The 14,153-nt window shown below is 32.7% G+C and carries 11 protein-coding genes; 6 read left to right on the top strand and 5 right to left on the bottom strand.

Going from position 1 to position 14,153, the window contains the following annotated elements; all coding sequences use genetic code 11:
- The first annotated feature begins 317 nt into the window (after positions 1-317).
- From LL966_RS22240 to LL966_RS22215, 6 genes are all read left to right on the top strand, one after another.
- Entirely contained in the window at positions 318-887 is a 570-nt protein-coding gene (locus LL966_RS22240; RefSeq protein WP_229356360.1) for an RNA polymerase sigma factor, read from the top strand.
- Positions 888-1,088: 201 nt separating this feature from the next.
- Positions 1,089-2,225 carry a FecR family protein gene (locus LL966_RS22235; protein ID WP_229356358.1) on the top strand — a complete coding sequence of 379 codons (1,137 nt, stop codon included), beginning with the start codon at positions 1,089-1,091 and terminating at the stop codon, positions 2,223-2,225.
- A 133-nt stretch (positions 2,226-2,358) separates the two neighbouring features.
- Positions 2,359-6,000 (top strand): SusC/RagA family TonB-linked outer membrane protein, encoded by a 3,642-nt coding sequence (locus LL966_RS22230; protein WP_229356356.1) that lies wholly within the window; start codon positions 2,359-2,361, stop codon positions 5,998-6,000.
- 3 nt (positions 6,001-6,003) lie between these two features.
- Positions 6,004-7,428, top strand: a complete 1,425-nt coding sequence (locus LL966_RS22225; protein ID WP_229356353.1) for a RagB/SusD family nutrient uptake outer membrane protein — start codon at positions 6,004-6,006, stop codon at positions 7,426-7,428.
- A 4-nt stretch (positions 7,429-7,432) separates the two neighbouring features.
- Positions 7,433-9,868, top strand: a complete 2,436-nt coding sequence (locus LL966_RS22220; RefSeq protein ID WP_229356352.1) for a zinc-dependent metalloprotease — start codon at positions 7,433-7,435, stop codon at positions 9,866-9,868.
- Entirely contained in the window at positions 9,865-10,386 is a 522-nt protein-coding gene (locus tag LL966_RS22215; protein WP_229356350.1) for a DUF3347 domain-containing protein, read from the top strand. Before LL966_RS22220 ends, LL966_RS22215 begins: the two co-directional genes overlap by 4 nt.
- Before the next feature lie 225 nt (positions 10,387-10,611).
- Here LL966_RS22215 and LL966_RS22210 read toward each other — a convergent pair whose 3' ends face one another.
- The 5 genes from LL966_RS22210 to LL966_RS22190 all read right to left on the bottom strand — a co-directional run bounded on the left by LL966_RS22210 (position 10,612) and on the right by LL966_RS22190 (position 14,125).
- Positions 10,612-11,142, bottom strand: a complete 531-nt coding sequence (locus LL966_RS22210; RefSeq protein WP_229356349.1) for a hypothetical protein — start codon at positions 11,140-11,142, stop codon at positions 10,612-10,614.
- A gap of 49 nt (positions 11,143-11,191) precedes the next feature.
- The gene (locus LL966_RS22205; protein ID WP_229356348.1) at positions 11,192-11,650 is read right to left on the bottom strand and encodes a DUF4440 domain-containing protein; all 459 of its coding nucleotides are present in this window, start codon (positions 11,648-11,650) and stop codon (positions 11,192-11,194) included.
- A gap of 65 nt (positions 11,651-11,715) precedes the next feature.
- Positions 11,716-12,138, bottom strand: a complete 423-nt coding sequence (locus tag LL966_RS22200) for a hypothetical protein (RefSeq protein WP_229356347.1) — start codon at positions 12,136-12,138, stop codon at positions 11,716-11,718.
- A 72-nt stretch (positions 12,139-12,210) separates the two neighbouring features.
- The gene (locus LL966_RS22195) at positions 12,211-12,981 is read right to left on the bottom strand and encodes a hypothetical protein (RefSeq protein ID WP_229356346.1); all 771 of its coding nucleotides are present in this window, start codon (positions 12,979-12,981) and stop codon (positions 12,211-12,213) included.
- A 142-nt stretch (positions 12,982-13,123) separates the two neighbouring features.
- Positions 13,124-14,125 carry a type I glyceraldehyde-3-phosphate dehydrogenase gene (locus LL966_RS22190; RefSeq protein WP_229356345.1) on the bottom strand — a complete coding sequence of 334 codons (1,002 nt, stop codon included), beginning with the start codon at positions 14,123-14,125 and terminating at the stop codon, positions 13,124-13,126.
- Positions 14,126-14,153: the final 28 nt, after the last annotated feature.

The raw sequence follows: 14,153 nt of genomic DNA, 5'->3' as shown, positions 1-14,153 counted from the left end.
CAGAGAAGTTAAGCCCGCCTGCGCAGATGGTACTGCAGTTATGTGGGAGAGTATGTCGTCGCCTTTCTTTTTAGAATCCTTCCCGATTTGTCGGGAGGGATTTTTTGTTTTATAGTGATTTTGAAGATTTAGCTGACTGACTTGTCAGTTTTAGAGTGTATAATCTTAATAAAAAAAATAAGAATAAAAATCTTTAGTGTGGCATTTTTTAAGAATTAATCTATTTTACTCAAATAGCTTTTTTTACGTAATAATCTTTTAGCATTTAACATAAAAAATGTTTAATATTGCGTTTTTCATACTCATCCGTTTAATTAATGTCTGTTTATAGCAACTATGCTGATAATGTTTTACTAAATCTTCTTAAGGAAGATGATCAGTTGGCTTATACAGAAATTTTTGAAAGATATTCTAGAATTCTTGTGAATCATGCTTATAAAATTTTAGGCAGTAGTGATGAAGCAAATGATGCGGTTCAGGAAGTTTTTTTATCAATTTGGAATAAACGCCATGAATTAATTATTACGGGCTCTCTTTCTTCTTACTTGTATAAAGCAACAAAGAATAAAATACTTAATCATATCGCTCACGAAAAAGTGGTTTCACGATATGCTGAATCTATCTCAAGTTTTATCGAAAATGATTATGTTTTTGCCGATTCTAATTTGAGAGAAAAAGAATTAGAAGCCATTATTGCGAAAGAGATTGCTTTACTTCCAGAAAAAATGCGAGAAGTTTTTCTATTAAGAAAAGTTGAAGAGCTTTCTTATGATGAAATTGCACTTCAATTAAATATCACCGATAAAACAGCTAAACAACAAGTGTATAATTCACTTAAAATTCTTCGGGAAAAGCTTAAATCTATGGTGAATCTTTTCGTCTATTGAATTATTTTTATGCTTTTTGTTAATTTATTTAAAAATATTTTTGTTTTATAACTTATTCATTAGCAAATGGAAAGCTAAAATCTTGTCATATTTCTTAAAGATATAATAATGATTTTTTAATTTTTTTTTGTCACTGCCTATGACAAAAGTCCCTTTTAACTGTCTTACTTATATACAAGACAAAATTGCGTTATTGTTATTATGAATAAAACCCAAATCTCAGAATTACTTAAACAATATCAAGAAGGAACTTTATCTGATGAAGATAAAGATAAAGTTGATGCCTGGTATCTGCAAAAAGCTTTGGACAGCAAGTTACAACTTAACGAATATGAGCTGGAAGATAGTTACCAATATCTGAAATCTACATTACCAGTTCAGCACGAAAGAAAGGTCCTTAGTCTTTGGCCGCGTATAGCTGTGGCAGCATCTATTGCTTTATTATTAGGTTCAGGAATATTTTATTTTATCCAACCCAAAGAGCAAAACGTTCAGGTCACTGTAAAACCACAGGAAATTGCCCCTGGAGGAACTAGAGGTGTATTGACACTTTCAAATGGAAAACAAATTGTTCTTTCGGATATTTCAGCAAAAGATACTATTGCGAAGGAGGGTGAAGAAGACGAGGTTACGATTAAAATGAATGCCAATGGAGAAATTACCTATGTAATCAATCCAAATGCAGAAGGCTCTAAAGATGATAATTCTTTCAATACACTTTCGACACCAACAGGCGGACAATACAATATTATTTTGGCAGACGGAACCAAAGTCTATTTAAATGCTGTTTCATCTATTAAATACCCAACTCAGTTTAACGGAGATAAGAGAATTGTTGAATTGGATGGGGAAGCTTATTTTGAAGTAGCCAAAAATAAGAGCAAACCTTTCGTCGTAAAATCAGATAAGCAGTCTATTGAAGTATTGGGGACACATTTTAATGTTCATTCGTATAACAATGAATCGGTTATTAAAACTACTTTGTTAGAAGGAAGCGTAGCTGTTACTTACAAAAATCAAAAATCAATTTTGAAACCAGGACAGCAGTCTGATGTTTCTGATAATTTTTCTAAAATAAAAGTAAGAGAAGTAGATACTGAAGAAGCAGTTGCGTGGAAAAACGGTCGTTTTAAGTTTGATAACGCTGATTTAAAAAATGTAATGCGACAATTGGAACGCTGGTACGGAATAAAAGTTGAGTACCGAGGTGATGTCTCTGACGTTCGCTTTAATGGAGGTACGTTTAGAAATAAAAATTTATCTGAAGTATTAAAAGTACTTGAGCTTAGTAATATAAAATTTAAGGTCGAAGGAAAAACAGTTATTGTTTATCCGTGATTTTAAATTTACCTAAATATACTGATCTATAAACTAAAAAACCAGAAGCAGTTGCGATGCTTCTGGTTGTTATAAAAGTTTATAGCCAGTATAAGTTGTCCACCTATTGTTTAACTATAACCAATGTAAATGTATGAAATTAAATTTACAACCAAAAAAACCTTACAAAAATCTTGGGAAAAAGATTCCGAGATTTAATTTTTCTACTTATTTAAGTGTGTTTAGTGTATTGTTTATGCTGTTTTTCAGTTATTCGGCACAAGCACAAAATGTTACTATTAATTTTAAAGAGGCACCACTTGAAACGGTTCTGAAAGAAGTGGCGAAGCAGGCTAATTACGAAGTTTTGTACACTCAAAAAATGCTTAAAGATGCTAAACCAGTCACAATTAGCGTAAAAAATTCTTCTTTAAAAGAAACTTTAAATAAAATTTTTAACGGTCAAAATTTAAAGTACAATCTTGCTAACCAAACTATTGTTGTAACGTCATCTAAAGAAAAAGCAGAAAACTTGGGAAACGAGCTAATCCGCGTAAGCGGAAAAGTTACAAACAATAAAAATGAACCTTTCCCGGGTGTGACTGTAACTTTATCGGGTACTAATAAAACGAGTATTACTGATTTTGATGGAAGTTTTGTTTTTGAAAGCGTACCTTCTAATGGAATTTTAGAATGTTCTGGCTTAACAATCGAAACAAAATCTATTGGTATTAGCGGCCGAAATACATTAACCATTATAGTTGAAGACAAAGTTGCGGCTATGAAAGAAGTGGTAATTACTGGGTATCAAACTTTGGAAAGGAGTCATTCTACCGGAGCCATCGCTACTATCAACGAAAAAACTTTAAACGAAAACATCAATAGTGATTTATCCAGTGCATTAGAAGGTCGTGTGGCAGGTTTAATGTTTCAGAAAAATCCAAACGGATCATCGGCTGATAAACCGATTTTACGTGGTATGGGAACTTTTTCTAACAATATAGGATATAGCCCGCTTATTGTAATTGATGGTCTGCCAACAGAATTGGCTTTAGAAGATATCAATCCTTATGATGTGGAAAGCATTAACGTTCTTAAAGATGCCGCTGCAGCTTCTATTTATGGTTCAAGAGCGGCAAACGGAATCATTGTCATTGTTACTAAAAAAGGAAACGGTAAATTAAAAGTGAGTATCAACTCTGATTTTTTTGTTTCGACAAAACCTAATTTAAGAGACATGAACTATGCTTCAACAAGTGATTTGATTGATTTTGAGCAGGATGTTTATGATAGAGAAAGAGCTAGATTTGCTAATACAGCAACAATGTTCAGCAGTTATGGAGATATTGGAAACAGCAGTATGAAATACTACAGTCCGCTTTACCAATTAAACAGAAACTTAGAAGAAGGAAAAATCACCAGTACAGACTACGATAGTACAATAGCGCAGTGGAGAAAGAACGATTATTATAAAGATTATCGTGATAATGTATGGCAGAATGAGTTCAGACAGCGTTATAATGTTGCTTTTTCAGGAAGTACTAGTAAACAAAATACGTATGTGTCGCTTAATTATGACGAGTCTAAAAACCGAATTAAATTCAATCAAAGCAGATCCTTTAATTTGTATGCAAAAAGCAGTTTTCAAATTAATAACTGGTTAAATGCAACATTTGGAGTAAACGGAACTTACGATCAGGATGATGTTACAGATGGAGATTTTGGCAACTACGATATTCAAAAAAGATACGAACGTATCACAGATGACAACGGTAATTTAGTAATTTCTCCATTTGTTGGAATCAAAGACGGATTTACTTCAAGCGGTGTTATTAATCCTGCAGTAGCTCAGAAATTAGCTGGTTTAAGTGGTTTTAAACCAATGACTTTTAATGTGTTGAATGCACTTCAGGAAGGTATAACTAAAGAAGAGTCATTAAGTTTAAGAGCGTTTGCAAATCTTCGCGCTAAAATTTGGAGAGGATTAAGTGTAAGTTCACAATTTCAATACGAAGTTAGAAAAAATGATAATGAGCAGTATTACGATATTAACTCATACAAAATGCGTTATGCTATAAATGCTTTAACAGCTTACAACCCGACTACAAACGCTTATACTTATGTAGATGGTTTTTCTACAGGAGGACGTTACAAACAATTAAGCAGTCAGACAAGTAATTATTCTTTTAGAAATCAATTAGATTATAACGAAGAATTTGGCGGCGGAAAACACGCTATTAATGCTTTAGCAGGTTTTGAAATGCGCGAAACTTTTGTTCCAAGAACAATCGAACAATTAAGATATGGTTATGATCCTCTTACACTTACTTCTGCAGTAATAAACAGTTTGGCATTAAGCCAGACAGGGACAGCAAGTTATATGTTTGGAAATAACAGAACTTTAGGGGCTTTATCTAGAACACAGACAGAAATTCTACACCGTTATTTCTCTGTATTCAGTACAGTCGGTTATACTTTTTTATCTAAATATAACGTAACAGGAAGTTATAGAGTTGACCGAGCAGATTTATTTGGAGTAGATCCTAAATATAAAAATCGTCCTTTATGGTCTGCAGGTTTAGGATGGAATGCAAGTAACGAAGAATTCATGAAAGAATTTAAATGGATTACGGCATTAAAACTAAGAGCTACTTATGGTGTTAACGGAAATATCGATCAATCTACAACTCCATACATTACCGCTACAAGAAGAAACGATAACTTATATCAATCTTTACAATATACCAATATCACAGCACAACCAAATCCAATGTTAAGATGGGAAAAAACACAAAGTACCAACTTGGGAGTTGATTATAGCTTGTTTAGAGCTAAATTGAACGGTAGTATCGATATCTATCGTAAATACAGCAGCGATTTATTGGCGACAACCGACTTAGATCCGACTGTTGGAGCTTTATCTAGAAGAATTAATGCAGGAGCATTATTGAATAAAGGAGTTGAGTTTAGTATTGGCTCTGACTGGTACAACAACGGCAGTTTCCGTATTGGTTCAAATGTAATTTTAGGATTTAACAAAACAACTGTGAAAAAAGTTACTAGAGCACAATCTTCAGCTTCAGTATATGTTAGTTCGCCAATTGATTATTTCTTAGAAAATGAAACTTACAACAGTTTGTATGCTTATCAATATGGAGGAACAACAAACGGATATCCTTATGTTTTAGATGAAAATGGAAATCCTTCAATCACTTTTGATGCCAATGGAAATCCAGTAGCGACTACAATAAAAACCGTTACAAATCCTGATGCTTTAGTAAATATGGGAAGTTTAACTCCAACTTACACGGGTTCGTTATCACAGAGATTTTCATACAAACAATTCGATCTGAATCTGTTATTTGTTTTCTCAGGTGGAAATGTGATGCGTAAAGAAACTATTGACATGAGCTCAGATGCAGTAAATCTTTCAGGTATTACAGATCGTTATACAGATGCAAATCCAAACGGAAATACACGTTTATATGTAGATTTAGACGAAAGTGTTAGAAATTATGCAGCAACAATAAGCAGTCAATGGAGAAACTCAAGCGCCAATGTTGTAGATGGAGATTATATTAAACTAAGAAACATTTCATTAGGATATAATTTACCAAAAGCTTTCGCAAATAGAATGAATATATCATCGGCTAAATTTACTTTCCAGATGAATAATATCTGGTACTGGAGTGCTGCAGGAAACAGAATTGATCCAGAGGTTTATTCTGTTAATTCAGGTACACGTAATTTACCATTGCCAAAAACGTATTTATTTGGCTTTAATCTTACCCTTTAAACTATGAAAAAGTTATATATAACAATACTTTCACTAGTGATGTTTTCGGTAACATCTTGTGAAGATTATACAGACGTAACACCAAAAGGATCTTTAGTAATTGAAACTGCAGACCAGTTTTTAGAATTGGTATCGCTTCCTGGACGTGGTTACCCAATTAATAACTTTCAATACTTATCAGACGATCAATGGATGAGAGAGGCAAATGTAATTGGAAGAACTCCGAACATCGATATTCTTAATTTTACTTTTGACGAAACTGTTGATCGAGTTGCGTTGATGACAGGGTCAAGTTTTTATAATCAAGCTTATACTTATATTAATAGATGGAACACGATTATTTCATTAGTTGATAATAGTAAAGGAGATGAAAATACAAAACGAATAGCAAAAGCAGAAGCTAAAATTTACAGAGCTTACGATCACTTTTTATTAATAAATACTTATGCAAAAGGATATGATCCGAACACTGCGGCTACAGATGGAGGAATTTGTATTATGGATAAGTTTGATTTAGAAGCACAACCTTCGAAATCGACAGTTGCTCAGGTTTATGATTTTATTCAGAAAGATATAGAAGAAGCTTTACCGTATATTCAAGAAAAACCTGTTGATGTTTACCATCCATCATTAGCATTTGCTTACGCATTCAAAGCAAAAGTGCATTTGTTTAAACGTGAAATTGCTAAAGCACAAGAAGCAGCAGAAAAGTCATTAAGCTATAACAATCAAATATTTGATATGGTAGCTTATAACGCTCAAGGCGGACCAACAGCTGTTGCCGTTCCTGCAGCCAACAATGTAGAAGTATTAAGTTACATGTACATGACAGGATATAATGAAATGAACTTCGGGCAGCTTTATATCATAAGTCCAGAACTGAGAACTTTATTTGGTACTAATGATGCACGTTTTAATTTATTCTTCAATTCAACAAGCACAACCAATTTAGATCAAGGTTCCAATACTGCTTATTGGGGAACGCAATACACAAGATTTTTCTATCCAACTGTTGGTATGAAAACAACAGAAGTGTATTTAATGCAAGCAGAATGCTTGGCTAGACAGGAGAAATTGAATGAAGCAGTTGCTATTTTAAATACTTTAAGGGCAAAACGTATTCTTTCTGGTACTGTAAATTTAACCGTTCCAGCTACTAGAAAAGAAACAATGGCATTGGTTATTAATGAAAGAAGAAAAGAATTGCTTTTAGGCTTTAATCGTTTCTTTGATTTGAAGAGATTAAATACGGAAACCGACTACGCAAAAACGGTTACAAGAGTATTTCCATTGGTTAACAAAACCGTTCCTCAAAAAACGTATACTTTACAGCCAAACTCTAGATTATATATAATACCGTTTCCATTATCGGCTTTGCAGAAAAATCCGAAATTGACATTAAATACCGACGAAAAACTTCCATTTTAATTAGATGAAGAAATTATTTATTTTACTAATCATGCTGTCTTTCGGACAGCATGGTTTTGCTCAAACTCCAGAAAAAAAAGCCGATAGTACCAGCACACAGCCAAAAGGAATGCAGGCTTACAATAAAGTGATTTCAGACAAGGCCAAAAACAAGTCGGGTCTTTTTATGGTAAGTCAAGTCGATACAAAATACTATTTTCAGATTCCGGACAGTTTATTTAATAGATATATGCTGGTAGTAACCCGATATCTTTCAACTCCGGAAGGAATGGGAACATTTGGCGGTGAAAAGGCCAACGAGCAAACTATTTATTTTGAAAAAGGGGCAAATAATATCGTTTTTTTAAGATCGTTACAATACAGACAAGATGTTCGTTCTGCTGATTCTATGCTAGCAAAAGCATTGGCAGGAAGCAATGAAAATCCGATTGTGGCCGCTTTTCCAATCAAAACAACCAATCCAGATAATGGAAATGTTGTTATTGATGTAACTGATGTTTTTAAGAAGGATAATGCAATGTTTGCCATAGAAAGCAAAGAGAAAACTGAGAAAAAACTGACTTCTCTTGCCGACGATAAGTCTTTTATTGAAGCTATAGATACCTATCCGATTAATATAGAAGTCAAAACAACAAAAACATACACAAGTTCTACTGCAAGCAGCGGAACTATAACACTGCGATTAAATACTTCAATTGTATTGCTTCCAAAAACGCCAATGCGTAAACGTTTCTTTGATGAAAGAGTCGGTTATTTTGCCAATAAATATGTTTTGTTTGATGATGATGAACAAAGCGTGCAGAAAAAATTTATTGTACAGCGTTACCGTTTAGAGCCTAAAGGTAAAGACATCAAAAAATATCTAAGAGGAGAATTGGTTGAACCAAAACAACAAATCGTTTATTACATCGATCCTGCAACGCCAAAAAAATGGAGACCGTACTTAATTGCAGGAATCAACGATTGGCAGAAAGCTTTTGAAGCAGCTGGTTTTAAAAACGCTATTGTTGGTAAAGAATGGCCAGAAGACGATAAAACAATGAGTTTGGAAGATGCAAGATATTCTGTTGTACGATATCTCGCTTCTGAAACGCCAAATGCTTATGGTCCGAGAATTAGTGATCCAAGAAGCGGAGAGATTATGGAAAGCCATGTTGGCTGGTATCATAATGTGATGAAATTAGTACAAAGATGGTACATGATTCAGGCTGGACCTTTAGATGTAAGAGCCAGAAAAATGCATTTAGATGATGAATTAATGGGACAATTAATTCGTTTTGTTTCTTCGCATGAAATAGGGCACACAATCGGTTTGCGCCATAATATGGGAGCAAGCAGCGCAACACCTGTAGAAAAACTTCGCGATAAAAAATGGGTGGAAGAAAACGGACATACTGTTTCTATTATGGATTATGCACGTTTTAATTATGTAGCACAACCGGAAGATAATATTAGCCCAAAAGGAATTTACCCAAGAATTGGAGCATACGACAAATGGGCTGTAAAATGGGGTTATACCTATTATCCAAATGCTAAAGATGAGTTTGAAGAAGAAAAGACTCTTGCCAAATTAACAACAGATAGCTTAACAGCTAATCCTAAATTGTGGTTTGGTGGAGAAGGAAAAGATGAAGATCCACGCAGTCAATCTGAAGATTTGGGAGACGATTCAGTAAAGGCAAGTGATTACGGAATTAAAAATCTAAAAAGAGTAGTTCCAAATCTTATTCAATGGACTTATCAGCCGAATGATGCTTATGACAATCTATCGGATATGCATAAAGCAGTTGTATCGCAATATAGCCGCTATTTGTATCATGTATTGAAAAATATTGGTAATAACTATGTTACCAAAAGAACTGTTGACGAAAAAGGTATAGTGTATCAGCCAATTCCGAAAGCAAAAGTAAAAGCTGCGGTAGATTATGTTGGAAGACAGTTGTTTGTAGCGCCTTTATGGATGTATCCTAAAGAAATTGAGCAGCTTATTCCATTAAAAACTGCCGACCAAATAGCAGATCAGCAGAATCAGGTTTTAAATATGCTTTTGAGTTCTGGAATGCTTTATAACATAAACCTTAAATCAATACAATTTGAAGGATCGTATACCGTTCCTGAGTTTTTAGATGATTTACAGCAGACGGTTTGGGTAAAATTCAGCGGTGACGAAAAACAAGATTTTTACAGAAGAAGTTTGCAGCGCGGTTATGTTGAAAAATTAGGAATGCTTTTATTACCAAAAGAATTAGAGCCTGGAAAAGCAGCAAATGCGGCGCAACGAAGCGATGTGAGATTGTACGGCAAACAACATCTTTTAAAATTAAAAACTGATGTTGCAAAGCTTATGAATGGAACTACAGGCTTAAGCAAAGATCATTTCGAAAGCATTTTGATAGAAATAGATAAGATTATTACAAAATTAGATAAAGCAACAATATGAAAAAATTAGTAGTTCTAGCATTCCTTTTCTTAAGCAGTTTTGCACAAGCGCAACTAACATCAAAAGAGGAAGTAACTCCTGAATTGGTAGAAAAAAGAGAAGCGCAGAAAAAAGAGATAACTCAAAATTATCTGGCTTTAAAAAATAGTTTTTTACTTTCAGACAGTCTTGCTGTTGCTAAAAACGCAGAAGCATTGAAAAATTCCTTAAAGAATTTTAGATTTAAAAAATTGAGCCTTGAAAAAATGAACGAGGCAACAACATCTAGAAAACAAATTATAGAATTAGCCGATCAGCTTATATCAAATAAAAATATCAATAAACAGCGCAAAGTTTTTGAAACGCTTTCTGTGAAATATTGGGAGCAGGCATCAAAATTTAAAGCGGCCGATGCAACATTGTATTTACAGATTTGCCCAATGACAGGTGCCGTTTGGACAAGTGACAGCAAAGAAATTAAAAACCCATATTACCCAAAAAATATGCTGACTTGCGGTGAAGTAAAAGCAAGTTTATAAAAGTTAGAATTTGAATTAGTTTGATAAATACGGTATTCTGAGCAAGGAGCCGTATTTGTCATTTCTAATTGATTTTGATTAATACGTTAATTATGAATCAGAAAAAAAGCTGTCTAAAATAATAGACAGCTTTTTTTATATTTTGTCTTTAAGATTAGCATCGTTTCATATACTTTTGAGCTGATCTATTAAATTGTTTTTAAAATTCATTTTTATTTAGGATACCTATTTATATGAATTATCTTTTGGTTGAAGATATAAAAAATGTGGAAAAATTGAATCTTTTTCAGTTTCGTTTATTTTTTTTACCCACTGTGGAAATTTATAATTCACTTTTATAACAGAATCATTCACTAAAGTATACTCGCAAAAACTGTCTCCGTTTTTGGGATACTGTTTAATACCGTTTGATTGTTTTAAAAATTTCATGTCTAGTAAACAATCACTTTTATAAGTCCAAAGAAGTTCTATTTTGTCAGTTTTAGTATGATAATGATTGGTGAAAAAATAATATATGCATTGGCCATGAAATTGATAAACTGCAAATTCTTTCTGAAAAACTATTCTTATCCAATATTTAGCGGTGTCACTTTGTTTGGATGACCAAATAAAATCTTGCTCATCAGATACATAATTGCCAATTTTTTTAGGAGTTTGTTCTGGAGAACTTTCTTTAGGTTTTGGTTTTTCTACAACATTTTCTTTTCTGCAGCTTATTGAAAAAACGATAAGAAATAGGAGTACAATTTTTTTCATTTGAAATTGTTTAAGGTTGTCCGAATTCTTTCGCTATCGGCAGTTGTTTTTATTCATCTTTGATTCTGGTAGAATGTAACATTTCTAATTTCCATCCGTTTTTTGTTAAAATTGCGGTTGCACTTTCTAGCCAATACACTTTTTTAGTTCTTTTATCGTCAAATGAAAATACAGCTTGGTTTTTGTATGCAATCCAAGCCATTTTGTTTAAGATCTTAATTTCAATAACTTCAATGGAGTTCACTCGATTTGGAATCGGTTTTTCTAGTAAAGCCTTGTCTAAATAATTTGCTATAGAGTCATTGTTCCATATTTCTCCATTTTCTAAAAGAAGAAAATCTTTTGTGTAGTATTTATCAATATTTTTAGAATCTAATTTAGACCAAATTTCATCAAAAGATTCAGTAATTAATTGTTTTAGTTGCAATTTATCAGTCTTGGTTGCGCTTTGTCCAAATGATAATGTTGTAAAGCATATCATAAGAATTATGGTATTGAGTTTTTCCATTTTTTGTTCTTTTGGGTATTAATGATATCTGCTTTTTCTTATGTTAAGTGATAGATTATTAAGGTTTAGTTTTCTAATCTTAAATAACCCAATAATATTCCTTTCGGTTCTCCTTTGTCATAGTACATTATAGTTAAATCTACTTTCGTTTTTTCAAATAGGCTTTGAATTTTACTTTTACTTATTTCTAATTCGTTACTATTTTCATAATCAAATTGTATTAAAACTTTTTCTCCTTTCAATAATGTAATTTTTTGTTTTCCATATGATTTTGTATCACGGAAAAAAACAATTTTTAATGATTTAAAAGTATCGTTCTTTTTTAATACTCCAGTTAGTTTGTAACATTCATGCTCATTGCTACGAAATAACACTTTTGAATCTTTGAATATCTGCCAATTTGTAATCGTATCTATTTTTGTTTTTGCCCAAAAAAATTGAGAAAAAACAAATAAATAAAATAGTAGGAATGTTTTTATGTATTTCATCTAAACAATATTTGTTTGCATTATTACCTCGTATCTATTGCTCATGATTTTGTTTTTTCCGTTTTTATTGCTTTATTTTTTTAATTCTGTCACATAATCAAAGCCAAGTTTTCCTTTCAACAGACATAGTTTTATTTCTTCTCCCTCTTTGAAATTATTATATTTTGTTTTCCCTACAGAAAACCTTTCTTTATGACCATTTTCCATTTTCAAATAGAAAAAGTATTCAGTAGATCTACCACCGCTAATACTTTTGCTTTCTATTTTAAAATTTTTACAAAAAGTTGTTGGGTTAGCAAAATAATGGTTTACAAAACTTGCTAAAGCTGTAGCTATTAAAAAGAATCCTATAAAAAGTCCAAGATGAACAGTATATCTTCTTTTACTTTCATAATACACGCTTGGATTTGTTAATTTTAAGATTGTTGTTGTAATAATTGCTACCAGAATTCCGAAAACACCAGCTGTCCAAAAGAGTTTTGTTCCATGTATTGTGTTACCAAAATTCCTGATTTCAAACAAGAGAGCGATCAAGCTAATAAAAAAGAGTGTATTGGAGAAATAGTAAACTAATTTGTCAATTGGTTTAGTTTTTTTTTCGTAGGATATCTTTGGAGGAAAAAAGTCGTCTACAATAAACTGTGAAATTGCAACAATTTGTATTAATTGATACATTCCATATAGAAAGAATGGTAAAGGAACAAGTCTAAATGTTCCTTTATTGTCAGCAAATAAAACAATCGGAATTATGCATAATCCTATGATTATAAGTTTTTTGTAAAATTCTTTCCTTATAAAAGAAGCCTCTTTGTTTTTACGACTATGGTTGTTTTTCTTATTCAAAATTGAGGAAATAAGCGAAGGTTGTTTTTCTTTTGTTTTCTCAAATATATTTATTTTTTCTTACAATTTTAATTCACTAAACAAAAAAGCCATCCGAATAAGGACAGCTTTTTTTATTTCAATTTCTAAAAAAATAGTGTGATTAGATTTTGTCACCAATATATTTCGCCACTTCAGCAAGTCGGTTTGAGAATCCCCATTCGTTATCGTACCAAGTTGCAACAGAAAGTAAATTTCCTTCTTTTGCAGTAAGTGGCAAATCGATAATGGAAGAATGCGGGTCGGCTACAATTCTTGCCGATGTCCATTGCTCTTCTAGAACGTCTAAAACTCCTTTTAATTCGCCTTCTTTAGCTGCTTTTCTAAAAGCATCATTCACTTCTTGCACAGAACAATCTTTGGTGGTAACCAAATTTAATTCGGCAATACTTCCCGTTTTGGTCGGAACTCTGTATGCTTTTCCTGTAATTTTTAAATCATTCCAAATGAACTGCAATGCTTTTGCCGCTCCAGATGAAGACGGAATAATATTTTCTGCCGCCGCCCAAGAATCACGTCTGTCTTTCATAGGCTGATCAGTCAATGATTGTGTATTGGTATAAGAATGCACAGTAGAAAAAAGACCATATTCGATTCCGAAATTTTCTTTAATCACTTTTACCACAGAAGCTAATGCATTTGTAGTACAGCTTCCCATACTGATGATTTTATGGTTTGAAGCATCAAATTCATCTAAATTAATTCCTTTCAAAAGAACAGCATCGCAATCGGCTAGAGATTTACTTGGTGCGCTTACTAAAACATATTTTGCACCTTTATCAATGTGTTTTTGTGCAAAATCTCTTGTAGTAGCACGTCCTGTACAATCTACAACCAAATCAATTCCCAATGCTTTCCAATCTGGAATGTCTAGTTTTGAATTTTTGTACGGAATTTTTCTGTCTCCAATACTAAAATTTTCATCTGCTGTTTTTACTTCTTCGTGCCATCTTCCATAATTGGTGTCTACACTAAAAAGCGCTCCAAGCAAATCTATATCTTGAATGTCAGCAATGACTTCAGGAACAAAAAGATTGTTTTTTAAAGCCACGCGAAGAAATTGTCTCCCAATTCGGCCAAATCCGTATAATGCTATTTTTGCCATGATATATTAATTTAAATGATTATTTATT

This window comes from Flavobacterium chungbukense, from assembly GCF_020805785.1.
Taxonomy (GTDB): domain Bacteria; phylum Bacteroidota; class Bacteroidia; order Flavobacteriales; family Flavobacteriaceae; genus Flavobacterium; species Flavobacterium chungbukense.
Note: the sequence above shows the minus strand (reverse complement) of the source record. Positions and strands in the feature narration are given on the sequence as shown.

Bases quoted from the DNA above. Each gene is read 5' to 3' on its own strand.
- LL966_RS22240 (WP_229356360.1), top strand. From the start codon at position 318: ATGTCTGTTTATAGCAACTATGCTGATAATGTTTTACTAAATCTTCTT.
- LL966_RS22235 (WP_229356358.1), top strand. From the start codon at position 1,089: ATGAATAAAACCCAAATCTCAGAATTACTTAAACAATATCAAGAAGGA.
- LL966_RS22230 (WP_229356356.1), top strand. From the start codon at position 2,359: ATGAAATTAAATTTACAACCAAAAAAACCTTACAAAAATCTTGGGAAA.
- LL966_RS22225 (WP_229356353.1), top strand. From the start codon at position 6,004: ATGAAAAAGTTATATATAACAATACTTTCACTAGTGATGTTTTCGGTA.
- LL966_RS22220 (WP_229356352.1), top strand. From the start codon at position 7,433: ATGAAGAAATTATTTATTTTACTAATCATGCTGTCTTTCGGACAGCAT.
- LL966_RS22215 (WP_229356350.1), top strand. From the start codon at position 9,865: ATGAAAAAATTAGTAGTTCTAGCATTCCTTTTCTTAAGCAGTTTTGCA.
- LL966_RS22210 (WP_229356349.1), bottom strand. From the start codon at position 11,142: ATGAAAAAAATTGTACTCCTATTTCTTATCGTTTTTTCAATAAGCTGC.
- LL966_RS22205 (WP_229356348.1), bottom strand. From the start codon at position 11,650: ATGGAAAAACTCAATACCATAATTCTTATGATATGCTTTACAACATTA.
- LL966_RS22200 (WP_229356347.1), bottom strand. From the start codon at position 12,138: ATGAAATACATAAAAACATTCCTACTATTTTATTTATTTGTTTTTTCT.
- LL966_RS22190 (WP_229356345.1), bottom strand. From the start codon at position 14,125: ATGGCAAAAATAGCATTATACGGATTTGGCCGAATTGGGAGACAATTT.